At 66.7% G+C, this 26464-nt stretch carries 21 protein-coding genes; 16 read left to right on the top strand and 5 right to left on the bottom strand.

Going from position 1 to position 26464, the window contains the following annotated elements:
- Positions 1–103: 103 nt before the first annotated feature.
- The 8 genes from rsmD (at position 104) to smc (ending at position 9569) form a co-directional block, all read left to right on the top strand.
- Entirely contained in the window at positions 104–688 is a 585-nt protein-coding gene (gene rsmD / locus ACW4QM_RS07110; RefSeq protein ID WP_455798324.1) for a 16S rRNA (guanine(966)-N(2))-methyltransferase RsmD, read from the top strand.
- A 120-nt stretch (positions 689–808) separates the two neighbouring features.
- The gene (locus ACW4QM_RS07105) at positions 809–1267 is read left to right on the top strand and encodes an ATP synthase subunit B family protein (RefSeq protein WP_022739695.1); all 459 of its coding nucleotides are present in this window, start codon (positions 809–811) and stop codon (positions 1265–1267) included.
- A 215-nt stretch (positions 1268–1482) separates the two neighbouring features.
- Entirely contained in the window at positions 1483–2040 is a 558-nt protein-coding gene (locus ACW4QM_RS07100; protein ID WP_455798323.1) for a YceD family protein, read from the top strand.
- A 136-nt stretch (positions 2041–2176) separates the two neighbouring features.
- Positions 2177–3526 (top strand): chloride channel protein, encoded by a 1350-nt coding sequence (locus ACW4QM_RS07095; RefSeq protein WP_455798322.1) that lies wholly within the window; start codon positions 2177–2179, stop codon positions 3524–3526.
- Positions 3527–3655: 129 nt separating this feature from the next.
- On the top strand, positions 3656–3835 hold the full coding sequence (rpmF, locus tag ACW4QM_RS07090) for a 50S ribosomal protein L32 (protein ID WP_022739698.1): 180 nt from the start codon (positions 3656–3658) through the stop codon (positions 3833–3835).
- A 227-nt stretch (positions 3836–4062) separates the two neighbouring features.
- Positions 4063–5121, top strand: a complete 1059-nt coding sequence (gene plsX, locus ACW4QM_RS07085) for a phosphate acyltransferase PlsX (protein ID WP_455798321.1) — start codon at positions 4063–4065, stop codon at positions 5119–5121.
- Positions 5118–5990 carry a ribonuclease III gene (gene rnc, locus ACW4QM_RS07080; RefSeq protein WP_114549725.1) on the top strand — a complete coding sequence of 291 codons (873 nt, stop codon included), beginning with the start codon at positions 5118–5120 and terminating at the stop codon, positions 5988–5990. The genes plsX and rnc overlap by 4 nt, the downstream gene beginning before the upstream one ends.
- A 6-nt stretch (positions 5991–5996) precedes the next feature.
- On the top strand, positions 5997–9569 hold the full coding sequence (gene smc, locus ACW4QM_RS07075; protein ID WP_161127128.1) for a chromosome segregation protein SMC: 3573 nt from the start codon (positions 5997–5999) through the stop codon (positions 9567–9569).
- Between the two features lie 88 nt (positions 9570–9657).
- Here smc and ACW4QM_RS07070 read toward each other — a convergent pair whose 3' ends face one another.
- Complete coding sequence (locus ACW4QM_RS07070; protein WP_455798320.1) at positions 9658–10032, bottom strand: hypothetical protein; 375 nt, start codon at positions 10030–10032, stop codon at positions 9658–9660.
- Between the two features lie 32 nt (positions 10033–10064).
- A complete protein-coding gene (locus ACW4QM_RS07065; protein WP_455798319.1) occupies positions 10065–10937 on the bottom strand; it encodes a hypothetical protein in 873 nt (290 codons plus the stop codon).
- A gap of 257 nt (positions 10938–11194) precedes the next feature.
- On the opposite strand from ACW4QM_RS07065, the gene ACW4QM_RS07060 reads away from it, so the two are divergent.
- The 4 genes from ACW4QM_RS07060 (at position 11195) to ACW4QM_RS07045 (ending at position 16600) form a co-directional block, all read left to right on the top strand.
- Positions 11195–13846 (top strand): molybdopterin-dependent oxidoreductase, encoded by a 2652-nt coding sequence (locus ACW4QM_RS07060; protein ID WP_161127130.1) that lies wholly within the window; start codon positions 11195–11197, stop codon positions 13844–13846.
- 3 nt (positions 13847–13849) lie between these two features.
- Positions 13850–14473, top strand: coding sequence for a 4Fe-4S dicluster domain-containing protein (locus tag ACW4QM_RS07055; RefSeq protein ID WP_455798318.1), 624 nt, complete (start codon positions 13850–13852; stop codon positions 14471–14473).
- An 18-nt stretch (positions 14474–14491) separates the two neighbouring features.
- Positions 14492–15199 (top strand): TorD/DmsD family molecular chaperone, encoded by a 708-nt coding sequence (locus ACW4QM_RS07050; RefSeq protein ID WP_161127132.1) that lies wholly within the window; start codon positions 14492–14494, stop codon positions 15197–15199.
- A 111-nt stretch (positions 15200–15310) separates the two neighbouring features.
- Positions 15311–16600, top strand: a complete 1290-nt coding sequence (locus ACW4QM_RS07045) for an MFS transporter (RefSeq protein WP_306506475.1) — start codon at positions 15311–15313, stop codon at positions 16598–16600.
- A 101-nt stretch (positions 16601–16701) separates the two neighbouring features.
- On the opposite strand, the gene ACW4QM_RS07040 is transcribed toward ACW4QM_RS07045, so the two are convergent.
- From ACW4QM_RS07040 to ACW4QM_RS07030, 3 genes are read right to left on the bottom strand one after another with little or no spacing between them, the layout of a single operon-like run.
- Positions 16702–17310: a 4Fe-4S dicluster domain-containing protein gene (locus ACW4QM_RS07040; protein ID WP_161127134.1), complete on the bottom strand. Its 609-nt coding sequence runs from the start codon at positions 17308–17310 to the stop codon at positions 16702–16704.
- A 12-nt stretch (positions 17311–17322) separates the two neighbouring features.
- A complete protein-coding gene (locus ACW4QM_RS07035) occupies positions 17323–20055 on the bottom strand; it encodes a molybdopterin-dependent oxidoreductase (protein WP_161127135.1) in 2733 nt (910 codons plus the stop codon).
- Positions 20048–21001: a Crp/Fnr family transcriptional regulator gene (locus ACW4QM_RS07030; protein WP_161127136.1), complete on the bottom strand. Its 954-nt coding sequence runs from the start codon at positions 20999–21001 to the stop codon at positions 20048–20050. The genes ACW4QM_RS07035 and ACW4QM_RS07030 overlap by 8 nt, the downstream gene beginning before the upstream one ends.
- A 148-nt stretch (positions 21002–21149) precedes the next feature.
- Between ACW4QM_RS07030 and ACW4QM_RS07025 the strand changes: the two genes are divergently transcribed.
- The 4 genes from ACW4QM_RS07025 to ACW4QM_RS07010 are packed head-to-tail and all read left to right on the top strand — an operon-like array spanning position 21150 to position 26274.
- Positions 21150–21827 carry a nucleotidyltransferase family protein gene (locus tag ACW4QM_RS07025; RefSeq protein ID WP_161127137.1) on the top strand — a complete coding sequence of 226 codons (678 nt, stop codon included), beginning with the start codon at positions 21150–21152 and terminating at the stop codon, positions 21825–21827.
- Positions 21820–23064: an aminotransferase class V-fold PLP-dependent enzyme gene (locus tag ACW4QM_RS07020; protein WP_161127138.1), complete on the top strand. Its 1245-nt coding sequence runs from the start codon at positions 21820–21822 to the stop codon at positions 23062–23064. The genes ACW4QM_RS07025 and ACW4QM_RS07020 overlap by 8 nt, the downstream gene beginning before the upstream one ends.
- A gap of 5 nt (positions 23065–23069) precedes the next feature.
- Positions 23070–23591, top strand: coding sequence for an iron-sulfur cluster assembly scaffold protein (locus tag ACW4QM_RS07015; RefSeq protein ID WP_161127139.1), 522 nt, complete (start codon positions 23070–23072; stop codon positions 23589–23591).
- 31 nt (positions 23592–23622) lie between these two features.
- Positions 23623–26274 (top strand): LuxR C-terminal-related transcriptional regulator, encoded by a 2652-nt coding sequence (locus ACW4QM_RS07010; RefSeq protein WP_455798317.1) that lies wholly within the window; start codon positions 23623–23625, stop codon positions 26272–26274.
- Positions 26275–26464: the final 190 nt, after the last annotated feature.

Here is a 26464-nt window from a genome sequence, read left to right as displayed (position 1 = left end):
GCGGTCGCAACCGCTCCTGAACCCAGCGACTGCGGTCGCCCGTCCGACCCGACCCGTAGGGGGCGACCTTGGTCGCCCCTCCTCAAGCAAGAAGGAGACACCAATGCGCATCATCGCCGGAGAATTCCGGGGCCGCAAGCTGGACGCCCCCAGAGGCGACGGCACCCGCCCCACCACCGACCGCGTCCGCGAGTCGCTCATGAGCGCGCTCGTTTCCCTGCGCGACGGCCTCGACGGCGCGGTGGTGCTGGACGCCTTCGCGGGTTCGGGGGCCCTGTCCCTGGAGGCTCTTTCCCGCGGCGCCGATACGGCCGTGCTCTGCGAGCGCGACCGGGACGCCGCTGCCGTCATCGAGCGCAACATCACCGCCCTGCGCCTCGGTCACGATCGGGCGCGCCTCGTGCGCGGCGATGTCCTCAAGCGCGGTGCGGCGGCGCCCGGGCGTCCCTTCGACCTCGTCTTCCTCGATCCTCCCTACGCCACCGATCCGGCGGAGATCCTAGGCCTCCTCGGCCGCCTCGGCGACGCAGGCGCCCTGGCCCGTGACCTCATTGTCAGCTACGAACACGACGCCTCCGACGACGATGCCGTGGAGACGCTGGCCGAAACGTCCGGCTACGAAATAGCCTCCCGCCGCCACTTCGGCGACACCACCCTCGATCTTTTGGAGCGTTTGTGCACGGAATGACAGGGGTGTTCCATAGTTTTTCCATCATGGTAGAATGGAAAAACTTAGCGTGAACGACGTCTGTCCGCGCGTGTCCAAATGGGGCCGTGGGGCGATGCGATATAGTCAGGAAGGAACAACATGGACGAAACCGGAGTACTTGGGCTGCTCGAAGAGCTCTCGATCCTCTTGGAGGACTCGAAGCCGGTCTTCGGCAAGAACAACCTTCGCCAGGTCGATATCGCCGCCGCCTTCGACATCATGGACGAAATTCGCGACCTGTTCCCGGCAGAGTTCTCCCAGGCCCGCCAGATTGTGCGCGAGCGCCAGAGCCTTCTGGACGATGCCGAGGTCGAGGCCAATCGCATGATCGAGGACGCCCGCAGCCAGGCGATCACCATTGCCTCCGAGCAGGAGATCGTGCGCATCTCCCAGCAGCAGGCCGATACCATCTTGGCCGACGCCCGCGAGCTGGAGCGCCAGACCCGCGCCGGCGCCGAGGACTACGCCGACGAGGTGTTCGGGCACATCGAGCAGAGCCTCGACACGCTGCTGAACAACACGCGCCGCTGCCGCGATCGCCTGAACGCCGCCCGCTAGGCTGCGTGGCGCCAGTAAGCAAGCAAGTGACGAAGGCGCGCCGTCTGTGGCGCGTCTTCTTTTTTGGAAGTAAATGCCACTTCGACCTAGAAATGGCATGCGACGATGCCACTTCATGGTCGAAATGGCACGATTTGAGTCAAAAAGGGCCGTTTTCGTGACGGCTGGCCTGCCATTTCGGGGTCGAAGTGGCATTTACGGAAAGGAATGAGAAAATGGCTACGGATGCCACGGCGATTATCGCCATTCCCGAGGCGCTGCTGGAGACGGCGGCGACCCGGCATTTCGAGGGGACGCTCGATCTGGCCGAGCTGGCCGCCGGCCCGGACACCTACACCTTCGCGGCGCCCGTCTCCTGGTCGGTGGAGGTCACCAACACCGGCGACGCCATCCTCATCCAGGGCACGGCCGCAGGTGACGCCGCGACCCAGTGTGCCCGCTGCCTGGAGGACGTGACCTACGGCTTGGAGGGCGATATCGAGGGATACTTTCTCATCGGCGGCGAGGAGGAAGCGGAGACGCCGGAGGATATGGAAGGCGACGAGTTCGACTTCTTGCCCGACAACCGCAAGATCGATCTGGTGCCGCTCATCGTGGCGGCCCTGCTGCTCGAGGTGCCGCTCGTGCCCCTGTGCGACGACGACTGCAAGGGGCTGTGCCCCCAGTGCGGCGCCAACTTGAACGAGGGGCCCTGCGGCTGCTCCCGCGACGAGGCGGACGTGGAGGCGAGCCCGTTCGTGGCCCTCAAGAACTTCGACTTTGGCGACAAGTAGAACATCCGGTCCATAACGGCTTTTCAACGAAGGGCGGCGCGGCGGAAACGCTTCGCCGCCCTTCGGGCTATGAGTGCGAAAGGTCGTCTAAAGTTGTCCCGTACGGTTCGGATGCGTGGGAGCGAGGAGGCATGCGGTGAAAGGGGCAGCGAGAGCGCAGGTGCTGCGCCACGGGGTGTTCGCCGTGGCCGTCGGTGTCGTGGGGGCGGCGGCCTCGGTGGTGCTGTGCCTCGTTGTCGGCTGGGCCTACGATCTCGTTTGCGCCCATGGCTGGCTGCTGTACCTTCTGCCCATTTTCGCGGTGGCGAGCCTTCTGCTGTACCGCGCCCTGAAGCTTCCGCTGGACACCACGACGCACACGGTGATAAACGATATCTGCGCCGATCGCCCCATCTCGCCCGCGCTCGCCCCGGGCATTCTGCTCGGCACGGCGCTTTCCATTCTCGGAGGCGCCTCGGTGGGCAAGGAGGCGGCCGCCCTGCACATGGGGGCCTCGCTGGGCGACCTTGTCGCGCGCCCTTTGAAGCTGCGGCCCATGACGGGGGTTTGGAAGGGCGAAAGCCATGCCGACGGCGCAGGTGGCGCGGACGGCGGTGACGGTGCGGTTGGGAGCGCGGGCGCAGGCAGCGGCGGAGGCGCCAGCGGCGGCGTGCACGCCTATGCCGCCTCCTGCGGCATGGCCGCGTGCTTCGCGGCGCTGTTCTTCGCGCCCTTGGGATCGACGGCCTTCGTCATCGAGCTCTCCCGCTACGACCGCTCGGTTTGGCGGCATGCGCCCTTCATGCTGCTGGCGTGCTTCGTGGCCTTCGGCCTGGCGAGCATCATCGGCATCGGCGATGTCATCCCCAAGGTGCCGCTGCCTGCGCTGTCATGGCCCGTTGTCGGCCAATGCGTCGTGATCGCCGTCGCCTGCGCTCTGGTGGGAACCGTCTACATTCAAATCATCGACGGCGCCCAGCGCCTCACCAAGCGCATCTCGCAGAACTACTACCTGTGGGCGGCCCTGGGCGGCGTGCTCATGGCAGTGCTGGTCACGCTGTTCGATTGGCGCGGGTTCGAGGGCACGGGCGCCAACCTCCTCTCCGACGCGCTCGCCGGCCGCGCCGGCGGGTGGACCTTCGCCGTGAAAGCGCTGCTCACCATCGTGTGTCTCGGGCTTTGGCTGCGCGGCGGCGAGATCATGCCCACCTTCACCGTGGGCGCGCTGCTCGGCGCGAGCTGCACGGTCATGACCCAGGGCGATCCGGCCTTCTCAGCGGCTGTGGGGCTCGTCGCCTTCTTCGCCGCCATGAGCCGCTGCCCGGTGACCGCCTTCCTCATGGGCTGCGAGATTTTCGGCTGGGCCGGCGCCCCCGCGTTCGCTTTGGCCGTGGCCGTCTCCTTCTCCCTCGGCCGCGATGTGGGATTGTACGGGCGCGGGGCCACCGGCATTCTGAAGCGCGCGACTTCGGCGGCGCGGGCGCGCCTTGTCGTGAAGAAGCCGTGACCGCTGGCGAATTCGTGGGAAATTGCCCTTGCGGGGCCGCGTGCGGTTGGGTATCATATCAGATCGTGCGTTTACAGAAGAAGTTGTGAACGGCACCCGCTGTTCCCAGCTATAGAAGGAGTAATCGAGATGGCAGTACCTAAGCGCAAAATGGGCCGTGCCCGTACCCACGCCCGTCGCAGCACCAACGACAAGATCGCGGCTCCCGCCCGCTCCATTTGCCCCCAGTGCGGCGAGGTGAAGCTTCCTCACCGCGTGTGCGGCAACTGCGGCTACTATCGCGATCGCGAGGTCATCGAGACCGAGTAGCTTTTGTGCGTGACGGTCGCGGAGGCGCCAGGTAGCCTCCGCGATGTCGGCAAAGCCTCCTCGCATGCCAAGCTGGATAAGCCTGGTCTGCCAGGGGGCTTTTTGGCTATAGGCCCGTGCCTCCGACCGTGTCCGCAGGCTGTGCGGATAGGGCCGGATGCGCAGTGCCCGTGCAACGAGAGACCCTGCCGCCCCGGGCGGCACATCGTTTTGAGGAGATACGCAACGTGGCAGAACCAGTAACAATCGCCGTGGACGTCATGGGCGGTGACCGCGGCGCGGCCGTGGTGCTGCGCGGCGCCCTGCAGGCCCTTGAGGCCGATCCCGACTTGAGGCTTGTGCTCGTCGGGCCGGCCGAGGAGGTGGAGCCCTTCGCCGCCGTTCACGATCGGGCGACGGCGCAGGTGGCCACCGAGGTCATCGAGATGGGGGAGCATCCGGCCGGCGCCGTGCGCGCCAAGAAGGACTCCTCCATCGTCGTGGGCTGCCGGCTCGTGAAGGAGGGTGCCGCCGATGGCTTCTTCTCCGCCGGTTCCACCGGCGCCTGCCTGGCCGCGGCCACGCTCGTCGTCGGGCGCATCAAAGGCGTGAAGCGCCCGGCCTTGGGCCAGGTCATTCCGGCTTGGGCCCGTCCGACCCTGCTCATCGACGTGGGAGCCAACGCCGACTGCAAGCCGGAGTACCTCGTGCAGTTCGCCCAGATGGGCGAGGTGTACATGAACGCCATCATGGGGGTGGAACGCCCGAAGGTCGGTCTTCTGAACATCGGCGAGGAGGACACCAAGGGAGACCTGTTCGCCCAGGAGGCTCACCGTCTGCTGTCCGAGACCGTCCCCGCCTTCGCCGGAAACTGCGAGGGGGGCGACCTCATGGCGGGCGACTTCGACGTGGTGGTCACCGACGGGTTCACCGGCAATGTCTGCCTGAAGACCATCGAGGGCACGGCCAAGACGCTCATGCGGAACCTGAAGGCCGCGCTCATGTCCACGGCGCTTTCCAAAGTGGGGGCGCTGCTTGTGAAGGGCCCGCTCGGCGCGCTTAAAGAGAAGATGTCGCCGGACACCTACGGCGGCACGCCGCTGCTCGGCGTCAAGGGCGCCGTCATCGTGGGGCACGGCTCCTCCAACGAGACGGCCGTGAAGAACGGCATCGCCGTGGCCGCCGCCACGGTGCGCGCCCATGTGCCCGAGGTCATCGCCGAGCGCGTGGCCGCCGCGCCTGCGTCGGCTTCCGCGGCCGTTGGTGCCGAGGAGAAGGGGGAGGCCGCCGTCTCGGATGCCCGATGAGCCTCACTGCAGAACAGCAGACCAAGCTCGAGCGCGCCCAGAAGATTGTGGGCCGCACCTTCGAGAACACCCAGTACCTGCTCTCGGCCATCACCCATCCTTCCGCCACCGAGGGTCGGGCCGTGAAATTCTCCTACGAGCGCCTGGAGTTCCTCGGCGACTCCATCTTAGGGGCGCTGGTGGCCAACGCCGCCTTCCATCAGTTCCCCGAACTGGACGAGGGCGGCCTCACGCGCATCAAGGTGGCCCTCGTCTCCGGCGCGAGCCTGTCGGAGGTGGCCGAGAAGCTCGGGTTCGCCGATGTCATCGTGTTCGGCTCATCGGAGACCGGCACGGGCCGGCGCGGGCTGCACTCGGCGCTCGAGAACGTTTACGAGGCCGTGGTGGCGGCGCTGTTCCTCGACGGCGGCATCGATGCGGCGTGGGCCTTCGTCGATCGCACGCTCATGCCCAAGATGTCGCTGGATCTCGCGCGCGAGCCGGAGAATCCCAAGAGCGCCCTGCAGGAGAAGCTGCAGGAGGGCGGCATCACGCCCACCTATCGGTTGGTGGAGACCCAAGGGCCGCCCCACGACCGCACCTTCGTCGCCCAAGTGTACGCCGGCGACAAGGGGCTCGCGCAGGGTGTCGGCCGCACGAAGAAGGAGGCCGAGAGCCAGGCGGCAAAATCCACGCTCGCGCGCCTCTCCGAGTTCTTCGGCATCGGCATGACCGAGGAGCAGGCCGCCGAGAAAGCGGCCGAGAAGGCGGCGCGCGCCGAGGAGAAGGCCGCCACGAAGGCGGCGCGGGTCGCCGAGCGCGAGGCCGCGGCCGCCGCGAAGGCCGCCGCGAGGGCCGAGCGCGCCGCCGCCAAGAAGAAGCAGGATTAGGCGCCCATGTATCTGAAATCTCTCGTTCTCAAGGGCTTCAAATCCTTCGCCGACCGCAGCGCGCTCACGCTGGAGCCGGGCATCACCGCCGTGGTGGGTCCCAATGGGTCGGGCAAGTCGAACATCTCGGACGCTGTTCTGTGGGTGCTCGGCGAGCGCAACGCCAAGAACCTGCGCGGCCAGGCCATGGAGGACGTCATCTTCGCCGGCTCCTCGGCGCGCAAGGCCTCCGGTCTCGCCGAGGTCGATCTCGTGCTCGACAATTCCGACGGCACGCTGCCGGTGGATTTCGACGAGGTGGCCATCACCCGGCGCATGTACCGCAACGGCGAGAGCGAGTACCTCATCAACGGCACCGTGGCCCGGCGCATGGACGTGTTGGACATCCTGCACGACTCGGGCCTGGGCACCGGCACCCATTCCATCATCTCCCAGGGCTCGCTCGACTCCATCCTGCAGAGCAAGCCGGAGGATCGCCGCGCGCTCATCGAGGAGGCCGCCGGCGTTCTCAAACACAAGCAGCGCAAGGCGAAAAGCGAGCGGAAGCTGGCGAACATGGACCAGCACCTTTTGCGCGCCCGCGACGTGGTGGGGGAGGTGGCCCGGCAGCTGGGGCCGCTCGAGCGCAAGGCCAAGAAGGCGCGCACCTACCAGGAGCTCGCGGTGCAGCAGGCGGAACTGGCGCTATCGCTGGCGGTGGACGATTTGCGGGGGCTTCAGAAGGAGTGGGATGCGGCCAAGGAGCGCGAGGCGGCGCTTTCCGCCGAGCTCGAGGAGCGCCGGGGTGCCATCGAGGCGGCGGAGAAGGCCGTGGAGGAGCTGCAGGAGCGCATCCGCCAGGAGACGCTCGATGCTGGCGACCTGTCGCGGCGCCACCGGGCGGCAGCGGCGGCCGTGGAGCGCTTCGACTCGGCGGCCATGATGCTGCGCGAGCGTCGCCGGGCGGCCCTCGGGCGCGCCGGCGAGCTGGAGCTGTCCCTGGAGGCGGCTGCCGTGCGCGTCGTGGAGGCCACTGGCGAGCTGGAGCGGGCCCGCGCCCAAGCTGCCGAGGCGGCCGGCGAGCGCACGGCGGTCGACGCGAAGGTGAGCGACCTGGATGCGGTCTACCGCGATCTGGGCGTGCGCCGCGGGGCGCTGGAGCGCGAGGTGTCGGCGCTTGGCAAGGACGCCGAGCGCCTGTCGTCCCAGATCGAGGTGGCCCGCCGCAAGCACGCCGAGAACCAGGAGGCGCTCACCCACGGCCTGGCCCACGTGCAGGTGATCGAGAGCCACGGCGCCGAGCTCGCCTTGGAGCTCGCGCGGCTTCAGGGCGAGGCCGAGGCCGCCGGCGCTGCCGCCGAGGAGGCGGCAGGTGCCCTGGCCTCGCTTTCCACCGACGAGTCGGCGGCCCGGGCGGCCGTGGGCGCGGCGGTGCAGTCGCGCGATGCGGCCCGGGCAGCCCTCGACGAGGCTCGCGACACCCATCGCGCGCTCACGGTTGAAATCGCCACGCTCGAGGAGGTGGAGCGAGCGAGCGCGTCAGATGCTGGCGAGGCCCGCGCCTGGTTGGCCGAGCACGAACGTGAGCTTTCCGGCGTGCTTTCCCCGCTCTCCCACGTCATCTGCGCCGGCGAGGGCTACGAGGCCTTGGTGGAGACGCTGCTCGGCACCGACGTGGCCACGCTGCTCGTGGAGAACGCAGGCGTGGTACGCGAGGTGGCGGCCCTTCTGGAGGGCGCCGAGGTGGAGGGCGAGGTGGCCTTCCTGCTGCGCGACGACGCCGACGAGCGGGCCGGGGCCCGGGCGCGGCGGTGGCCCGGCACCGAGGCCGGCACCGGGGTGGCGCTCATCGACGAGCTTGCCTACCCGTCCGACGCCGCTGCAGCCGTGGAGGCGCTTCTGGGCGATGTGGTCGTGTGCGCGACGCTGGATATGGCCCTGGCGGCCCACGGCGCCGACGGGCTCGGCCTGCGCTTCGTCACCGCCGACGGATCGGTCGTGTGGCCCTCGGGCAAGGTGAGCGTCGGGGGCGCCGTCATCGACGAGGGGGCCGGCGCCCTGGCGCGCCATCGCCGCCTGGAATCGCTGCGCGCCCAGCTGGCCGCCGCCGTGGCCGCGGTGGATACCGCCGAGGAGGCCCACCGCATGGCCGAGGAAGCCCTGCGCCACGCCCAGGCCGCAAGTCTCGAGCTCTCCCAGTCGCTGGCCGCCTGCAAGGGACGGTCCGAGGCGGCCCGGACGGCCGCCGATGCCGCCGGCGAGAAGCTCGCCTCCTGCCGCCGCGAGCTGGAGGGTGTGGAGCGCCAGCGCGCCGAGGCCGAGGCCGTCATCTCGAAGGCCCGCCCCAACGTGGAGTCCTTCGAGGCGGAAATCGCCGAGGCCACCGAGAAGCTCGAGGAGGCCAAGCGCCGCCAGGTCGAGCTTTCCGAGGAGCTCGCGCCCCTGCGCCGCGAGGCCCATCGCGTCTCCGACTCGTTGGCCGAGGCGAAGCTCGCCGCCGCCACCCTGGCCGAGCGCACCACCTACGCCGAGCGCGTGCTGGAGGCCCGCGCCCGCGATTTGGAGGCCCTGGACGCCCAGACGGCCGAGCACCGCGCCCAGCTGCAGGTGAAGAAGGTCTCCGCGGCCCGCATCGAGCCTTTGCTCGCCCTCTTCGACGATCTCATCGCCCAGGCCCAGCGCTGGACGCGCTCCCTGGAGGACCAGGCGAGCGCCGCCGAGAGCGCCTCGAGTGGCCTGCATACGGCGGCCACCGAGGCTCGGGCGAAGGCCCATGAGGCCCATGCCCTCTTCGACGGCACCACCGAGCGCCTCTCCGAGGCCCGCGTGCAGAAGGGCCGCCTGGAACTTCAGGTGGAGGCCGCGGTGAACCACATCACCGTCGACTGCAAGACGCCGCTGGAGACCGCCCTTGCCCTGCCGCCGCTAGAGGATCGCGCGCCCTTGGAGGACGAGCTCTTCAAGATCAACCGCCGCATCGCCAACCTCGGCACCATCAACCCGGATGCCGCCGAGGAGTACGACGAGCTGAAGGTGCGCTACGACTACCTGGCCGCCCAGCTGGAGGACCTGGATTCGGCGCGCCGGGCGCTTGCGAAGATCAACCGCGTCATCGACGCCCGTATGAAGGAGGACTTCGTCCGCACCTACGAGCAGGTGGACGCCAACTTCCAGGAGATCTTCGCCACACTGTTCCCCGGCGGCCGCGCGAACCTGTCGCTTGTGGATCCGGACGATATGGAGAACACCGGTGTCGAGGTGAACGCCCAGCCCAAGGGCAAGCGCATCGCCAAGATGATGCTGCTGTCAGGTGGCGAGAAGTCGCTCACGGCGCTGGCGCTCCTGTTCGCGGTCTACAAGATCCGCTCGACCCCGTTCTACATCTTGGACGAGGTGGAGGCGGCCCTCGACGACTCGAACCTGCGCCGGCTGGCCGCCTATATCGACACCCTGCGCGACGAGACCCAGCTCATCATGATCACCCACCAGCGCCGCACCATGGAAATGGCCGACGTGCTCTTCGGCGTGTCCATGCAGGGCGACGGCGTCACAAAGGTCATCAGCCAGAAGCTCGACCAGGCCCTAAAGCACGCGGAATAGGGAATATGGGATGGCTCACCGGGGCGGTTGGCCGTCTCACTGCCGTCTTGCTCCAGGGCGTTCTTGGGAGCGAGTGTTTCTTCGTTCGCTAAAGCGAGGCCAGCTCGGGTACCATCTTTCCGAAGAAATTTAGGGCGTCGGGGCATTCATAGAGCTTGTTGCGCCTTCCCGCGCTTGCCTGGCGAACAATTCCGGCTCGCTCAAGGCTCAGCACCATCTGGTTCGCCGTCGAGTAGGCGCTGTGGGCGTCTTTGGCCAAGGATGAAACAGAGAACACAGGTCTGACGAAGATGAGGGGAAGGATCTCGTGGATTGTTCCCGTGCTGCGCCCCGACGAGGATTTCAGGCATTCCTGCCATTCGGCAATTTGACGCTCCACCTCTGCGAGACAGGCGCGTTCCAGCTCTACGGCGTTTTGCGTTGAGCGCGCAGCGTGGTAAATCCAGTCGTCGAGAATGAGCATATCGACCGTTTCTCCCTGGTGGAGGTACGGCTTTAGCTTTTCGAGGTGTTTTTGGGGGTGGATGGCGGGTGTGACCGATATGGGCGGTATGGCGTGCATGACGACGCCGGTGTGCCTCCAAAGGTAGAAAGAGATAATGCGCCCCAGCTGATCGAAGTGATGGGGGAACATGCGCACCGAATCGATCTGAAAGAAGATGAGCGCCGATTTGGTGATGGGGTCGAGCTTCGAGGTGGCGGTAAAGTCGGCGAGATCTTCGAGGAAGTACTTGAGCGACGAGGCCGCCGGCAGCTTGTAGCCGCCGCCGCGGCCCTGGGGCTCGACAGGGGGTCCCACTTCCTCATGCCGAGCTCCCAGGTGGGGTTGATGGTTCGGCAGAGGGCGTCGTTGAGGGCAATGATGCGCTCTGCCGAGAGACGGGTGGAGGACTGCTCCTCTTCCAAAAGCCGCGTGACGATGGCCTCGATCTGGTGGGCGCAAAGCGACGACTGCACGGTCTGGCTGTCGGCGCCGGTGGCCTTGGCCAGGGCGGCGCTGAGCCCGACGGCGGGCACGGCGCCATGGGCCAAGTAGTAGTCGAGGTAGCAGCAGGTGCGCCAGTCGGGTTTGAAGCCATTGGCGACGGCGGCGCACACCCCCTCGAAGCGGGACATGAGCTGCACGACCGTCGAGCGGTAGGGCGAGCAGCCTATGAGGGTGTCGTAACGGGCGAGCCTGATTTCGAGATCGGCGATGGCACCCATGGTCTCATCGCTGAGGATGATCTTGCGGGCGGTAAGGAGGGTGGCCTCGAAGGGCTTCTCCACCCAGGGCTCGTCGGCGCGATGGTAGTTGTCGAGGGCGGCGCGCAGGGCAAGCAAATCGTCCTTGCCCTCGTCGTGAGAGAAATCAGCTCCGAATTCCATGGCCTTTCCTTCCGTGTGTGCCAGTCGCTGCGATGGGGTAATTCTTTATGACGGCAAAATGGATAAACAATAATATGGACGGAATAGTATTCGATTTGCTGTTGACATTTCAAATAAGGCATCGTCCATATTAGGCAAATCAATGAAATCGAATATATAGGATCCTCCTCCCTTGGGTCTCCGCAGGGCGCGCTCCTAGAATACGTGCCCTGAAGACGACGGAACGTCTTCGCAAGAAGAGAGAAAGGAAGAGGTGCATGAAAGAGGGAGCGAAAAGCGACGTGCGCGTCAGTGGCGGTATCACCCGCCGCGGCCTTCTGAAGTGGACGGGCCTCACGGCCATCGGAACGGCAGCCCTGGGCACAACGGGGTGCGCTGGTTTCGACCAGACTGATCTTGCCGAAACGGGGGAAGGGACAGAGGAGGATCCGGGAACGTGGATTCCCTGTAACTGCTGGGCCGACTGTGGTTCCAAGGGCTTCAACAAGGCCCTGGTCAAGAACGGCGAGGTGGTGCGCATGGGCACCGACCAGAGCCATGACGACAGCCCTGACTGCCCGCAGCTGCGCGCCTGCGCCCGCGGCCGTGCCTTGCGTGGCATGATCTTTGGTGCCGACCGCATCAAGTACCCCATGAAGCGCAAGAACTGGCAGCCCGGCGGCGGCGAGAACGCCCACGGCGAGCTGCGCGGCAAGGACGAGTGGGAGCGCATCAGCTGGGACGAGGCCCTCGACCTCATCGCCGGCGAGATCAAGCGCGTGCTGGACACCTACGGCAACGAGGGCATCCTGCTGCCTGGCGGCGTGCCCCAGCGTACCGGCGACTTCGACATCGGACGTATGATGTACATGATGGGCGGCTGCCTTGAGCAGACGGGCTCGGTGTCCTCAGGAGCCTGGACCGAGATCAAAAACCGCATCGGCCTTGCCGAGGACGTGAACGATCGCATGGACCTGCGCTCGAGCGAGCTCATTGTGCTGTGGGCCTCGAACCCCGCGTGGAGCCGCGCCGGCGTTCAGACCTATGACTACATGCAGTGCAAGGCCGCGGGCACGAAGTTCATCTCCGTGGACGTGAACTACAACTCCACGGCGCGCGTTCTGACCGATGAGTTCATCGGCATCCGTCCCGGTACGGACTGCGCCATGATGCTGGCCATGTGCTATGTCCTGCTCACCCAGGACAATCCGGAGAAAGACCCGCTCATCGATTGGGACTTCCTCGAGCGCTGCTGCATCGGTTTCGACGCCGACCACATGCCCGAGGGCGCCGATCCGAAGGACAATTTCTTCGATTACGTGCTGGGCACCTACGACAAGACCCCCAAGACTCCCGCGTGGGCAAGCGAGATCTGCGGCACGCCAGCCGAGTCCATCGAGAAGCTGGCTCTGGAAGTTGCCCGCACCGAGCGCTGCGCCATCATCATGTCCCCGGCCCCTGCGCGTACCAGCTCCGGTTCTCAGATGTGCCAGGCTCTCATGTGCCTTGGCGCCATGGCCGGACTCATAGGCAAGCCGGGATGCTGCGCTGCTTGCGACAAGGGCCACGCTTGGGAGTTGGGCGGCTACTCGACCATTTTCAAGGGCGGCGGCATGCTGGGCGAGCCGCGCAACGGCACGCTGGGCTCCATCGAGTACATCCCGAACCCCCTGAACGACAAGAAGGTCGACTTGAACGAGATGTGGACCTCCATCGTCTACGATCAGGAGTATACGGGCCTCGACGGAAACAAGTACAAGAACCCGACGCACCTCATCTACGACCGCCACGAGAACTTCCTGAACCAGGGCGCCGGCCTTATGCTGGGCATCGAGGCCTACCGCAAGGTGGACACTGTCATTGCCCAGAACCTGGTGATGACCACCACCTGCAAGTACGCCGACATCGTGCTGCCCGTGTCCTCGATGTGGGAGCGTTTCGGTGACTTTACCGTGGCCTATCGCGAGCAGATGATCTGGACCAGCCAGGTGTGCGACCCTCTGTTCGAGTGCAAGAGCGATCCGGAGATTGCCCTCGAATTGGCCGACCGCTTGGGTGTCGACAAGAATGTTCTGCGCCCGGTGAGCGAGAAGCAGAATGTGGTGAACATGGTCGCTGCCGCCCAGGTGTCGGCCAATGCCGACGACACCTGGGAGAATCTGGTGTCGATCACCGAAGAGGACCTGGCCGAGCTGGGTGTCGAGGGCACGCCGCAAGAGGGGCGTATCCCGATTCTCGACTTCAAGCGCCAGGGCATCTACACCATCGAGCGCAGCGAGGGCGACGGACGCAACTATGTGCCCATGGAGGCCTTCCGCAAGGATCCTGAGAACAATCCCGTGAAGAGCGAGAGCGGCAAGATGGAGTTCTACTGCCAGGCTTTCGTCGACGCGGTAGACAACTGGGGCTTTGCCGAAGTGCCGCCCATTGCCAAGTACATTCCGGCTGTCGAGGGCTACGAAGACACGTTCTCCAATTGGGAAACCAAGGAGAAGGGCGAGTACCCCTTCCAGATCATCAGCTGGCATATCCTGCGTCACTCGCACTCCACCTTCGCCGATGTTCCCAACCTGCGCGAGGCCTTCGATCATCCGCTGTACATGAACCCGGTGGATGCCGAGCAGCTGGGGCTCGAGACCGGCGAGACGGTGCTCATAACCTCGAAGTGGGGCAAGTGCCTGCGCCCCCTCATGGTGATCGACACCATCATGCCCGGTGTACTTGCCATGGGGCAGGGTGCCTGGGTTGAGATTGACGAGGAGACCGGCATCGACATGGCGGGCAGCATGAACGTGCTGTGCGGCCCGAAGCTCACGCCTACGGGATACCAGTCTTACAACAGCACCATTGTTCGCGTGGATAAATGGGATGGCGAGCCGCTGCAGCCCGACTACCTGTGGGAAGCCCGCGAAGTTTTCGAGGAGGAGTAAATCATGGCCCAAAAGGGATTTCTGATCAACAGCGCTGAGTGCACGGGCTGCAAGGCCTGCGAGCTGGCCTGCAAGGACGTGCACAGCTTCGAAATCGGCCCTCGCGCCCGCATCGTGCGCGAGGTGTGCGGCGGCGGCTGGACGGTAGACGAGAAGACCGGCGCCTGCACGCCCGCCCAGGTGTTCTCCTACCCGGTGAGCTATTCCTGCGGCCACTGCGAGAACCCCGCCTGCGTGGAGGTGTGCCCCACCGGCGCCCACCACAAGGACGAGGAGACCGGCATCGTTTCCATCACCGCCGATGACTGCATCGGCTGCCAGTCCTGCGTGAAGGCCTGCCCCTACGGCGCCCCGCAGTTCGTGGAGGCGAAGACGATCACCGAGAAGTGCGACATGTGCGCCGAGCTGCAGGCCCACGGCGAGGAGCCGGCCTGCGTGGCCATCTGCCCGCAGCGCGCCCTGAAGATCGGCGACATCGACGAGCTGCGCGCCGAGTACGGCGACGTGCGCGACATCCAGCCCTTGCCCGACTCTGCCCAGACCGAGCCCAACGTGGTCATCGTGGCCCATCGCAACGGCCGCGCGGCCGCCGACGACGACTGGCGCATGCTGTCGCTCGAGCAGTAGCAAGAAGGGAGAGCCATCATGGAAGTGTTGATCCGGGAAGAGGAGCCAAAGAATGCGGCCGAACAGGCGCGCGCAGCCTCGGTGCTCTTCACCTTGCTGGGTCGTGTCATCCACGGCGTGCCCGATTCCGAGCTTTTGACGGCCTTGGCCAACGAACGGGCTTTCGACGAGGTTCCCTTCGTAGAGGGGGAGGAGAGCGAGCAGGCGCTGAAGATGCTCGCAGCTTGGAACGATGGTTGCTCGGTTCCGTTTTCGGAGAAAGACTTCCATGACCTTTCCGCTGAGTATACGCGCCTATTCGTTGGCACGCGCCGTGTGGTCGCTCCTCTGTGGGAATCGGTGTACTTCAACAAGGACCGCATGGTGTTCCAGCATGAGACCTTCGAGGTGCGTGCCATGTACGCTCGTTACGGTCTGCGCGTGGATAATTTCTCCCACGAGCCCGACGATCATCTGGCCTACGAGCTGCTGTTCCTTGGGCATGTGTTAGGAATGGCGGCCGACGACGCGGAGGCCGGCCGCCATTCCGATGCTGCCGCCAAATACGCCGACGCCGTGTCCTTTGTCGTCTGTCATCTGTTAACATGGGTGCCGAAATGGCGCGCTCTGGTGCAGGATCATGCCCAGTCTGACTTTTACCGCGGGTTCTCCCTGCTGGTGGAAGCGGCGCTGAGGCAGACCGAAGCGGTATTCGCCGAATTGTCCGGTGAGTGCGCGGCCGCCTAAGGCTGCGACGGCCCCGAAGCATTTCCCTCCCGTGCTTCGGGGCCTTTCCTGCTCTTTTCCCAAAAGGGTCAAAAGGCGAGGGAAGGGGTGCCTCGAGGTTGTGTCCTGCAGATGAGAGGGGGAGTGATGGTGCATCGCGCACTTCGTGGGAGCACGGTCGTGGGGACAGCGGGCTTTTGCCTGAATATGGTCTTGGGTCTGGTGTATGCCTGGTCGTTGTTTGCCGGACCGTTGCAGGACGCTTTCGGCGGAACGGCGGTGGATACTTCGCGTATTTTTTCCGTGTCGATGATGGGGCTTTGCTTGGGGCATCTGGCTTCGGGATGGCTTTCGCCGCGCACCTCCCCACGATTCGTGATGCTGCTGGCTGCTGGCTTCGCCGCGGTAGGCTTCGCCGGCTCGGCCCTGGCCGCCAGCTACGGTTGGCTCACGGTCTCCTATGGCGTATGCTGCGGTTTTGCTACGGGGATGGGGGCAAACTGCGTTCTAAACTCTGTGCTTCCCTGGTTCTCCAATCGCAAGGGCGCTGCTTCGGGTGTGCTTTTGGCCGGCGTGGGATTGGGTCCTCTGGTGCTCGGGCCGGTCGTGGGGGCGCTAATTGCCCAGGCGGGATGGCGTACGGCTTTTGCCGCTATGGCGGTTGTAGCTGGTGGCATGCTGGCGGCGGGCTCCCTGGTGCTGCGCCAGCCGAGCACGGGCGGTATGCTGGCGCGGGCGAACGCGGCCGAGGGGGATGACTTGACGCCGTCGGATTCAAGCGAAGCGGTTTCCGATGTCGATACCCCGAACGCCGCAGCGTCCCTCGGGACGCGCGAGATGCTTCGAACCCGGGCGTTCTGGACGCTCTTCTGTTGGATATCGCTCGTAAGCAGTGGGGGTCTGGCGCTTATCAGCAACGCGGTTCCTGCGGCTCTAGATGTGATGGGAACGCGCGAGGCGTGGGCGGTGATGGCAGCCACGGGGGCCATGGGCGCCCTCTCGGGCTTCAACAGCGTGGGCCGTCTCGTGGCAGGCGGCCTGTGGGATCGCCTCGGCTCGCGCGGTGCCATGGCCGCGGTGTCCCTTGCCTTCGCTGTCTCTATGGTTCTGTGCGCCGCCGCCCAGGAGCTCGGTTCGTTTCCGCTGGTTGTAGCTGGGTTTCTGCTGCTTGGGGCAGCCTATGGGGGCTCGGTATCGGTGGAGTCCGCCTTCGTGGGCCAGTACTTCGGGCTGAGGCACTATGCCATGAATTACGCTGTTGCCACGCTCAATGTTTTGGTCGCCTCATGCATCGGCCCCACCATTTCGGGGTTCTCAAGGGCTTTAACGGGCGGCTATCTTCCTGCCTACGTCATCTTGCTTGCGGTTGCGCTGCTTTCGCTCGGGTTGGCGGTGTGTTTTCGGGGCGAATCGTCACGGTAAATGCAAGAGCGGGATAGGAAAGCACGAGAAAGCGGCGCCTCGAGGGGCGCCGCTTTCCTTGAAGAGGGAGGGTAAGCAAGGGAGAAACGTGCGTCGCAGTCCTACTCGTTCACGTTGAAGGGCAGGTACCACACGCTGGGGTTCGTGCCCTCCTCGGGCAGCAGCTGGTAGCCGCCGGCCCCTTCAGCCTGGCTGCGCAGCTCGTCCAAGTCGCCGAACACGCGGGCCCCGGCCGGGCAGGCGGCCACGCAGGCCTGAACCTGTCCGTCGCCCGCATCGATGCGCTCGGCGCAGAAGGTGCACTTGTCCACGGCACCGGCCGGCATGACCGGGTACATCAGCTCCTCGTACTCGTTGAGCTCTGCGCCGAAGTAGCCGTCCTCGGATGCGGCCTTGGAACGGGCCTGGTAGGGGCAGGCCCCCACAAAGGACTCGCAGCCGATGCACTCCTCCTTGTTGATGACCACGATGCCGTCCTCGCGCTTGTAGGTGGCCCCGGTGGGGCACACCTCCACGCAGGGGGCGACTTCGCAGTGCATGCACAGCAGGGGCAGCGAGGTCTTGCGCACGTCGGGGTAGGTTCCCTCGAACTCGCGCTCGACGCGGGACCGGCGCACGCCGGGCCGCGTTCCGTGGGCCTCCTTGCAGGCCACGGAGCAGGCGTGGCAGCCCACGCACCGCTTAAGATCGATGAGCATTCCGTATGTCATAATTCAAACCCCCTAAGATACTTTCTCGACTTTGACGCGGATCAGCTGGTCGAACGCGGAGACGATGTGGTCCATGCGCTTGGGATCCTGGCCGGGGATGAGGGTGACGAGGTTCACGCCCTTCCCCTGGGCGATGGTGAGGTACTTCGACTTCGCGTCCCAGGTGCCCACCACCGACGAGACGCACTCGGGGTGGATGCCCTCGGTCACCACGAGGCGACCCTCCACGGTGTAGCCGGGCGTTGAGGTCAGGCGCACGGTGTCGCCGCTCGCGAGCCCCTTCTCGGCGGCCGTGGCGGTGTTCATCTCGATGAGGTAGGTGATGCCGTCCTCCTCGTTCACCTCGTTGAGCCAGGCGTTCTGCACGGTCCAGGTGTCGGTGTTGGAGGCGTTGGTGTAGTACACGGGGAAGATGTCGTAGGCGGGGTCGTCGGCGTAGAACTCCACGCCAGGGCGCCACTCGGGCAGCGGGATGTAGTCGTCGGTCTCCCAGGGGATGTCCAGCTCGGCCACCTTGGCCTCCACCTTCTCCTTGGCCTCGAGCATGAAGTCCCAGTAGAAGGGGATGCGGCCCGGCGCCTCGGCATCCCAGATGTACATCTCGTCCACCTTGCGCGGGTAGGTGTACACGCCGCCGTTGTCCTTGAACCACTGCAGGCCGTGCTCCTCGTCGATGTTCGATTTATACACCGCGTCGATAAACTGCTCCACGTCCAGCTTCTGGTCCGTGGGGAACATGTACTCCTCCTTCACGCGGTACAGGCCGCAGACCGCCGGGATGAAGAACTCGTTGGCGCCGGCACGATCGGCGATCTCGGCGTAGATCTCCATGAAGCCGGGGGCGCCGTCCTTGGGCTCCACCACCGGCTGCCACATGGCCAGCGTCCAGGGCGTGTCCAGCGAGCCGATCATGCGGTGGTTCATGTAGAACTGGGGCAGCACATCATAGCGCTCCAGGTAGCAGGCCTCGGGAAGCATGATGTCGGAGAAGTAGGACATGTCGTTCAGATAGATGTCCACGCCGACGATGAAGTCCATGTCCTGGTAGACCTTCACCTGCTCTTCCACGTTGGCCCACCATTTGATGGGGTTGCAGGCGTACCAGAACAGATTGCGCGGGCGCGTCGTGTGGTAGAGATCGGGATCGGCCATGGCCATGTGCACGAAGTGGCCGTCTTCTGAAAGAGGCTGCAGCTCGAGCAGGCCCTGGGTGGTGGGGGTGTAGTCGCGCTCGCGGATGATCTTGTAGAACGAGTTGGGCGCGCCGATCATGAGCGAGTTGCACTCGATGAAGCCATCCTCCTCCCAGATGCCCAGGTCGAAGCCGGCGGTGGGGTTGTTGTCGGCCCAGCCGTGGCACTTCGTGGCGAAGCCAATGAAGCCACCCACGGAGTTCGTGGCGCCGATGAGGGTGTTCAGCTGCAGGCAGGCCCACACGTTCAGGATGGAGTGCTTGTGGCGGGAGAGGCCCGAGAAGATGTCCACGGCGGCGCCGCGGCGTCGGTAGGTCTTGCCCTCGATCTCGATGGTCTCGCCGATGCGGGCGGCGCGGCCGAACTCCTCGGCCACCTGGCGCAGGGTGGCGGCGGGCACCGTGGTAATGTCCTCGGCCCATTCCGGCGTCATCTCGCGGATGTGCTCCTTGAGCACGCTGAAGGCGGTGTGGCACTTCACGCCGTCCACCTCGTACTCGCCCTCGAGGGCCGGCTTCTCGCACTCGTCGTAGGGCTTGGCGGCGTTGGCGGCCTCGTCCCAGTACAGCGATTTGTTGCTGCCCTCGGCGCGCAGCACGCGCTGGGTCGCGGGATCGACAAGGGCCGGGGCGTTGGTCCGCTCGACCAGGTAGTCGCGGTCGATGAGGTCGAGCTCGTGGATGAACACGTAGGCCATGGCCAGGGCCGCCGCCGCATCGGAGCCGGGGCGGATGGGCACCCACAGATCGGCCTTCTCGGCGCCGGCGCTCATGTGGGGGTCGAAGTTGACGAGGCGCAGCCCGTCCTCGGCACGGCGCCGGGCGAACTTGTCGGCGGTCATGTTGAAGCCGTGGCGCGTGGCCGTGCCCGCCTGGGTGCCGAACTGGATGAGGTAGTCGACGTTGTCGTAGTCGGGCATGGCGTTGCCGTCGCCAGTGAGCAGAAACTCGCAGATGTGGACGCCGGCGCCGCAGATGTCCGAGGACGTGCCCTCGGACACGCCGAAGGCGCAGCCCAGGGTAAGCGAGCGCCAGACGCTGCCGATGAGGCCGGCCACCATGGAGGCGCCCATGTTCAGCTTGGGGTCCTTCGCCGCGGCCTCGCCGAACTTCTGCACGATGGTGTCGTAGGCCTCGTCCCAGCTGATCTCCTCCCAGCCCGGATCCTCGTCGAAGCCCTTCTTGGGGTTGGTGCGCTTGAGCGGCTTGGTGATGCGCGCCGGATCGTACAGCTGCATGATGCCAGCCGCTCCCTTGGCGCAGATGTGGCCCGAGCCGATGGGGCTGTCGGGGTTGCCCGTCAGCTCGACGACGGTGCCGTCGACCACATGGGCCTTGATGGAGCAGTTGTTGAAGCACATGTTGCAGGTGGTGGGGACCCACGTCCCCTCCGCGGCGTCGTAGGCCGCAGGCTCCGGCGCGGTGCTGGCGAGGTCGGTGGCCTCGTCTCCGGTCGTGCCCGAGGCGCATCCGGCAAGGCCGGCCGCCAGGGCCGTGGCACCGGCTCCCGCTACGAACCCGCGGCGTGTGAACCGCATGTCGCTTCTACTCATAGCATCCCTCTCTTCCTACGTCCTCCCCTCTGAAGGGAGGCTCCTCGGTTCTCCGCCCGCGGCCCTCAAGGCCCGGGCGCGGCCAGTATCCCATGGGATGCAAGGGGCGAAATGTGTTCCGGAAGACAAAGACGGCGGCGTTAATTGTGCCGGTCGACACATTGAGCGAAGGACAGGGAGGATGCCGAGCGGGCCGTGTCGTAGTGGGGGAGGCGCCCTTCCAACAGATGGCGGTAGGTGGAGAAGAGGGTCTCCGGCAGCGGATGAGCCGGTAGCCGAGCTCCACGGCACCAGCCTTGGCGAGCCCTTTCAGCTCCCGGCTGGCCGTGGCCCGCTCGAGGTGCGCGATGAGCGCCACGTCGCTGTGGGTGAGGGGGAGGTCGGTCGGGGGCTCGCCGTGGGCCGAGAGCTGGTTCACGATGCGCACGAGGACCGAGGCCACCTTGTCCCGGGCGGTGCCGTGGGCCAGAGTGAGGATCTGGCCGTAGTTGGCGGTGGAGGAGTTCATGAGCGTGATGTTGGCGAGGGCCAGCGACTGGGAGGCGGGCAGCCCGTCGACGATCTCCCTGACGTCGTCGCTGTCGAAGCGGCATATCTGGCCGGGGATGATGCCCTGCAGGTAGTAGAAACTCGAGGCGACGAAGGGGGTGTACAGCTCGGTCAGGCCGCTGACGAAGCCCTCGCTGAACAGGGCGTAGGGAAATTCCTGGTCGTCGCTGGTGTAGACCTTCGACAGGAGGAGGCCGCTGCGCACCACATGCACCCGGGGCCGCGTGGAGAGGTCGGTCCAGACGAGGTCCTCCCGATCGAACTCGTCGATGGCCGGCAGGAGGGCGCGCCCGTCGGCCAGGGGCGCGCCGCAGAGGAAGGCGAGGGGGCAGGTGCCGCGCTTCGGGCACCACTTCGTCTCGCTGGCCAGTCGGTGGAGGTGTTCGTCGGGCCTCATGGGTGCTCCTCGATGTCGTCGGTTGCGCAGGGCGCTGGGCCCGCATGGGATGATAGGGCGAGGGGGATGCGCGGGGAATACCCCTTTCGGGGTATGCGTGGAAGGCAGGGGCGGCTTAGACTTCCCTTCAGAAGAAAGGAGGCCGACGGTGGCGTTTTCCAAGGTGTGCGTGGCGGTGCTGGCGGCCGGGCAGTCACAGCGCATGGGGTTTCCCAAGCTCATCGAGCCCTTCGCAGGTACTACGCTGCTCGACCGCGCCCTCGATGCGGCCCTCGGCTGCGCGGCGGACGTGGCCTGCGTGGTGACTGGCGCCTACCACGAGCTGATGGCCCCGCTGCTTGCCCGGCGCGGCGCCACCGATCTGGTGCTGGCCCCACAGGGCGCCGACCGTTCGTGGCCCGGGGAGGGCCGGGATCCTCTGGTGACGGTGCGCAACCGCCGCTGGAGGACGGGGCAGGCATCCTCGGTGCAGTCGGCCGTACGGTTCGCTCGCGGGTGCGGATGCACGGCGGTGCTCATGCTCGTGGCCGACCAGCCCTTTGTGACCGCCTCTCACTTGAATGCCCTGATCGGCGAATACGACGCGGAAAAGAGCCAGATGTATCTGGCGGCGAACGATTGGGGCCACGGGAACCCGTGCCTTGCGGATCGCGGGCTGTTCGACGAGCTTTTGGCCCTTACAGGCGACGAGGGTGCCCGGGCGCTTTTGCGCGCGCGGCGCAATATCGATGCCCGGCACGTTCACTTCGACGAGCCCCGCCTGTTCGAGGACGCTGACACGCCGGAGGACTTCCGGCGCCTGGAGGAGGCGATCGCCCGTGGCTAGCGCCTCTTGCCCGCTCGATCGGGCCCAGTACCCCATCATCGAGCGCCGGGTCGGGCGCGACGGCACCTGTCCGCTCGTCTACCTGGACAGCGCGGCCACAGCCCTCGTGCCCGATTCGGTCATCGAGGCCCACGGCCGCTTCCTGCGGACGAGCTGCGCGAACATCCACCGGGGCGCCCATCGGCTGGCCGAGGAGGCCACCGACGCCTTCGAGAGCGCCCGCGAGCACGTGGCGGCCTTTTTCGGAGTCGATGAGCCGGAGCACGTCGTCCTCACCCACGGGGCCACGGAATCCTTGAACCTGGCGGCCCTCGGGTGGGCGGCCCATCATCTGGTTCCGGGCGACCTGGCGGTGGTCGCCGCCGACAACCACCACTCGAACCTCGTGCCCTGGCAGATGCTGGCCGAACGGCAGGGGCTGTGCCTGGCATGGCTACCCCTTACCCCCGAGGGGCTGCTTGACGAGGAGGCCTGGGCGTCCCTCGCCGAGCAGGAACCCAAGCTCGTGGCGCTGTGCCAGCAGTCCAACGTGCTGGGATTCCGTCAGCCGGCCCTGGCGCGCATTGCGACCGAAGCCCGGGCGGCCGGCGCTATGGTGGTGATGGACGGCGCCCAGGCCGCGGGGCATGAGCCCGTGGACTTTGCGGCGCTTGGGGCCGATTTCTACGCGGTCTCGGCCCACAAGATGGGGGGCCTTACCGGAGTGGGGGCGCTTCTGTGCTCCCCGCGCGCCTTCGCAGGCCTGCAACCGGTGTACGGGGGCGGCGGCATGGCGGCCCGGGTTGGCGCCGACGGCTGGCGCGCGGTTCCCGGACCTGAGGCCTACGAGGCGGGCACGCCGCCCATTGCCGCAGCTGCGGCCTGGTCGGCGGCGCTCGACTCGTTGGAGGCGGCGGGGCTTGAGGCCGTGGCCGCCCACACCTGCGCTCTCGCCGAGCGGGCCCGCCGCGCCCTGGGCGCCCTTCCCGGCGTGACGGTGCTGGGCCAGGAGGTGGAGGCGCCCTTCGAATCGCTCGTCAGCTTCGCGATAGCGGGCGTCCATCCGCACGATGTGGGACAGGCTCTCGACGGGTGGGGCATCATGGCCCGCGCTGGGCATCACTGTGCCCGCCCGGTTCACGATGCCCTGGGCGCGCGGGCCTCGGTGCGCGCCAGTTTCGCCGGCTATTCGACACGAGAGGAGGTGGACGCCCTCGTGGAAGCGGTCGAGAGGCTGGCCGTGGCGCGGGAGGCGTGAGAGCCATGGGAATGAGAATTGACGATCCGGCCTTGGAGGCGCGGGCGCGCCAGCCGCGCTTTCGCGGGTTTGAAGGTATGGGCGCCTCCCCGGATGGAACGGAGGGCGTCCTAGTGTCAGCGGCGGGAGAGAATCCCTTCTGCGGCGACGAGCTGGAGGTGCGTCTGGTGCTTCGGCCAGGCGAGGAAGGGCCGTGGGTTGTGGATGCGGCCGCTTTCGACGGCTACGGCTGCACGTTGTGCCTTGCCGCGGCCGACGCGGTGATGGAGCACGTGGTCGGACTTCCCGTCGCTGAGGCGGCGCAGGTGGACTTCGATGCCACCTGCGCGCTGATCGGCGGCCTGGAGGTGGGGCGCACGCGCCGCGGGTGCGTCGACTTGGTGTCCCGCGTGGTGCGGGCGGCCCTAGCCACTGAGGCGGCCCGGGTGTCCCTGCAGGACGGCCTCGGGGAGCCCGCTCTGGCCAAAGACGCGGTCGCCTTCGAGGAAAACGCCGTTGACAAACAGCGCTCGGGCCTGGCATATTAGGGAAACATGCTGGGGAAACGGAGGGGGAGCCATGAGAGAGCTCGATAGCGAGGCGGCCGGGCGCGGCCGCTCCTTTCTGCTGCTGCCGTCGAAGATCACTTGCCCGGCTCCGGAGCCGGACGCCATCGAGCGGCCGCGCGTACGGGAGAAGCTCGCCCAGGCGATCGCGCGTCCGGTGACGACGCTCGTGGCTCCAGCCGGCTTCGGCAAGACCACGGCCCTGGCTGCTTGGGCCGATCGGCTCGACGGGCCCGTGGCCTGGTGCGCCCTGGAGGAGGACGACAGCGACCCGTCCCGCTTCTGGCACGCCCTCGCCTGCGCCCTGGCCCGTGCCGACGAGCGCCTGGGCGCCCCCCGGAACATGGCCGAGGTGGCCTGGACGGAAGCGGTGGAGGCGCGGGAGGCGCTTACCGAGCTGCTTGCGCAACTTGGGGCCTTTCCCGACACCGCCGTGCTGGTTGTCGAGGACCTCCATGTCGTCCAGGACGCGCCGGTGGTGGGCGACACATTGGCCTACTTTCTGCGCAACCTGCCGCCGCAGGTCCACCTTGTGCTCACCTCGCGCACGCCCCTCAAGGTGCCGTTGGCTAAGCTGCGCGTGCGCGGCGCCCTCGTGGAGATCGGCCAGGACGACTTGCGGCTGAGCCCCGAGGAGCAGGCGGCTCTGTTCCGCGGGGCGGCCCTCGCGCTGACCAGTGAGGACGAGGCGCTTTTGGAAGAGGCCACCCAGGGCTGGCCCGCCGGCTGCCGCCTGTTGGAGATGCGCTGTCGCAACGCCGGGGCCGTCGAGGTGACCGCGATCATGCGCCAAGCCCGCGCGTCCGTGAGCGACTATCTGCTCGAGGAGGTGCTCGAGGGAGTGCCGGCCGATCTCATGCGCTTCATGACCGAGACGGCCATCGTCGAGTCCTTCAGCGCCCCACTCGGCGCCCGTATCACGGGGCTTACCGAGGCCGAGGTGCGTAGCCGGGTGGACCGCCTTGCCGACGCGGGGCTGTTCGTGCAGCGCCTGGAAGGGGAGGGCCGAGCTACGTGGTACCGCTACCATGCCATGCTCCAGGACCTGCTGCACACCCGCCTGCGCCGCATGCCCGAACAGGAGTCCCTGGCTCTGGCCGGGCGGGCCCGAGGCTGGCTGCTCGACGAGGGCTTCGACGATGCGGCTGTGGGGCTGTCCTTCTGGATGCGCGACTACGGGGCCATCTGCGACATCATCGAGCAGCGTTGGAAGTCGCTGTGGATGAACGACGAGCTGGAGGCGCTGCTGCGCTGGATCGATCTTCTGCCCGCGCCCCTGCTCAATGAGCGCCCCTTCTTGTGCGCCGTGGCCGCTCTGCCCGCAGCTTACGCCGGAGACGGCCTGCGGGGCCACGCGCTGATCCAGAAGGCGCTTCTGCGGCTCGATGACGGCGAGGATTTCCTGTTCTCCTTCTGCATGGTTCAGAAGGCGTTTCTGGCATCGTTTGAGGGCAAGCAGGCCGAGAGCGCCCAGTTCGCAGAGAAGGCCCTCCGCTTCCTGCCGGAGGAGGAGGGCTTTTTGCGCGGCATGATGATGCAGGTGCGTGCCTCGACGCTCTGGGCGAGCGATCCTCTGGGCGCCATCGCCGGCTACGGAGAGGCGCTACCGGTGCAGCGTGCGGTGGGCAACGCGAATTTGCTCGCGTCGGCCCTGTGCAACCTGGCCGTCTTCCAGGCAGCGGTCGGTCAAGTGGCCGACGCAGAGCGCGCGGCCCGCGAGGCGCTGGATTTGTATGAGCCTGGGCAGCGTGCTGCCAAGCCCATGCTCGGCTTTGCCTGGCGCGCTCTGGCCGAGGTCGCCTACGAGCGCGGGGACGAGGTCTCCTTCGCCGAGTCCTGCGGCTGGTTCGAGGAGCTCTCCGTCCACGGCGTGGTGGCGGCGCGCCGGGCGGAGCTGTTGGTACTGCAGGCTAAGGACGCCTACGGCCGGGGCAATGGAGCGTCGGGGCGTACAGCATTCACGGGCGCTCTGGCCGTCGAGGAGGCGGCGGCGCTTTCCATGATGCCCACCTTGGCCATGATTCGCGATTGGCGTGGCTCGAGGAACGGGGAATCGGCAGGCGAGATGCGCGGCACTGGCAGTGCCGGGCGTCTCGGGCTCTTCCGGCTGATGGAGCGGCTCGTCCACGGAGAAGACGTGGCGGCAGAGTCGGCGGCATTCGCCGACGGGGTTAACTCCGAGGATGCGGCCCTCAAGGTGCGCGCCTGCGTTACGGCAGCGGTGGCCGCCGAGCGCGCCGGCCGGTTCCAGGGGGCTGTTGCCCTTGCTCGCCAGGCCTTCGCCGTGTCCCGCAGTTGGGGGCTTGCGGCTGCCTTCGCCGAGAACGCCCCCGACATGCAGCCTCTGGCGGCTCTGTTGCGAGTCGAGGCCGCCAAGGGGGAGCGCGATGGGGCTGGATCTGGCCAGGCTGCCGACGACCGCGAGGCCGCCCGCATGATAGAGGAGGCCCTGAAGGGAGCCCCGCGCGCATCCGATGCCTTAACCGAGCGCGAGCTGGATGTGCTGCGGGTGGTGGCCGACGGGGCTTCGGTGGCTGAGGCGGCCGAGATGCTCGTCGTGTCCCGCGAGACGGTGAAGAAGCACCTGGGCAACATCTATGCCAAGCTCGGCGTTCATTCCAAGATGCAGGCCGTGGCGCTTCTGCGGGAAGAGGGCGTGCTGTAGGCTGAGGGTTCTTCGCGTCCCTCCGGCGATGGGGTGGCAGCATACCTCCATGCTCAAACAGTCCTCGCTTGGCGGAAGTGCCCGACGGGCACTTCCGGTCGCGTGCGGCGCCCGAGCGAAGCGAGGAAGTACTCTTGGGGTGAACTGCGCGTGGAGGCACGCTGCCACCCCGTTGCCTGCATTTTCGCGG

Source organism: Adlercreutzia sp. CNCM I-6207, assembly GCF_977072305.1.
This window is presented reverse-complemented; position numbering and strand designations above follow the sequence as displayed.

What these genes read in the sequence shown, in the direction of transcription:
- ACW4QM_RS07065 (WP_455798319.1), bottom strand. Translation starts at nt 10,937, where the DNA reads ATGGAATTCGGAGCTGATTTCTCTCACGACGAGGGCAAGGACGATTTG.
- ACW4QM_RS07060 (WP_161127130.1), top strand. Translation starts at nt 11,195, where the DNA reads ATGAAAGAGGGAGCGAAAAGCGACGTGCGCGTCAGTGGCGGTATCACC.
- ACW4QM_RS07045 (WP_306506475.1), top strand. Translation starts at nt 15,311, where the DNA reads ATGAGAGGGGGAGTGATGGTGCATCGCGCACTTCGTGGGAGCACGGTC.
- ACW4QM_RS07030 (WP_161127136.1), bottom strand. Translation starts at nt 21,001, where the DNA reads ATGAGGCCCGACGAACACCTCCACCGACTGGCCAGCGAGACGAAGTGG.
- smc (WP_161127128.1), top strand. Translation starts at nt 5,997, where the DNA reads ATGTATCTGAAATCTCTCGTTCTCAAGGGCTTCAAATCCTTCGCCGAC.
- rsmD (WP_455798324.1), top strand. Translation starts at nt 104, where the DNA reads ATGCGCATCATCGCCGGAGAATTCCGGGGCCGCAAGCTGGACGCCCCC.
- ACW4QM_RS07040 (WP_161127134.1), bottom strand. Translation starts at nt 17,310, where the DNA reads ATGACATACGGAATGCTCATCGATCTTAAGCGGTGCGTGGGCTGCCAC.
- ACW4QM_RS07055 (WP_455798318.1), top strand. Translation starts at nt 13,850, where the DNA reads ATGGCCCAAAAGGGATTTCTGATCAACAGCGCTGAGTGCACGGGCTGC.
- ACW4QM_RS07100 (WP_455798323.1), top strand. Translation starts at nt 1,483, where the DNA reads ATGGCTACGGATGCCACGGCGATTATCGCCATTCCCGAGGCGCTGCTG.
- ACW4QM_RS07035 (WP_161127135.1), bottom strand. Translation starts at nt 20,055, where the DNA reads ATGAGTAGAAGCGACATGCGGTTCACACGCCGCGGGTTCGTAGCGGGA.
- rpmF (WP_022739698.1), top strand. Translation starts at nt 3,656, where the DNA reads ATGGCAGTACCTAAGCGCAAAATGGGCCGTGCCCGTACCCACGCCCGT.
- ACW4QM_RS07015 (WP_161127139.1), top strand. Translation starts at nt 23,070, where the DNA reads ATGGGAATGAGAATTGACGATCCGGCCTTGGAGGCGCGGGCGCGCCAG.
- ACW4QM_RS07010 (WP_455798317.1), top strand. Translation starts at nt 23,623, where the DNA reads ATGAGAGAGCTCGATAGCGAGGCGGCCGGGCGCGGCCGCTCCTTTCTG.
- rnc (WP_114549725.1), top strand. Translation starts at nt 5,118, where the DNA reads ATGAGCCTCACTGCAGAACAGCAGACCAAGCTCGAGCGCGCCCAGAAG.
- ACW4QM_RS07050 (WP_161127132.1), top strand. Translation starts at nt 14,492, where the DNA reads ATGGAAGTGTTGATCCGGGAAGAGGAGCCAAAGAATGCGGCCGAACAG.
- ACW4QM_RS07105 (WP_022739695.1), top strand. Translation starts at nt 809, where the DNA reads ATGGACGAAACCGGAGTACTTGGGCTGCTCGAAGAGCTCTCGATCCTC.
- ACW4QM_RS07070 (WP_455798320.1), bottom strand. Translation starts at nt 10,032, where the DNA reads ATGCTCATTCTCGACGACTGGATTTACCACGCTGCGCGCTCAACGCAA.